The sequence below is a fragment of the Streptococcus suis genome (assembly GCF_002964045.1).
Classification (GTDB): domain Bacteria; phylum Bacillota; class Bacilli; order Lactobacillales; family Streptococcaceae; genus Streptococcus; species Streptococcus suis_U.
This window is the reverse complement of sequence record NZ_POPB01000040.1, coordinates 1-270: the sequence shown is the minus strand read 5'-3', so window position 1 is coordinate 270 and position 270 is coordinate 1. Positions and strand designations below refer to the sequence as shown.

The 270-nt window shown below is 47.0% G+C and carries 1 protein-coding gene; it reads right to left on the bottom strand.

Annotation, left to right across the window (positions count from 1 at the left end):
• The coding region (locus C1E99_RS00180; protein ID WP_330848206.1) for a YbaK/EbsC family protein at positions 1-270 on the bottom strand (270 nt) is incomplete at both ends.

The following is a 270-nucleotide window of genomic DNA, read 5'->3' as shown; positions in this document are numbered from 1 at the left end:
AAGGTTCGCCTTCCTTGACTTCACGAATATCCACATACTCAGTCACTTGGAAATCACGTCCCGCATTGGCACCTGTGTAGTGGAAACCGTCTTCGTTGGCACCGACAACAGCATTTTTCACATCTTGCACCTTGCGGTCTGCAATAATCTTGATGTTTTCTGGCAAGCCGACTGGTCCAAGGGAACCAAAACCTGCACCGAAGATTTTTTCAGCATCCGTTTGGCCTGCTACATCAAAGAAATCTGCTCCGAGGTGGTTTTTCAATTTGA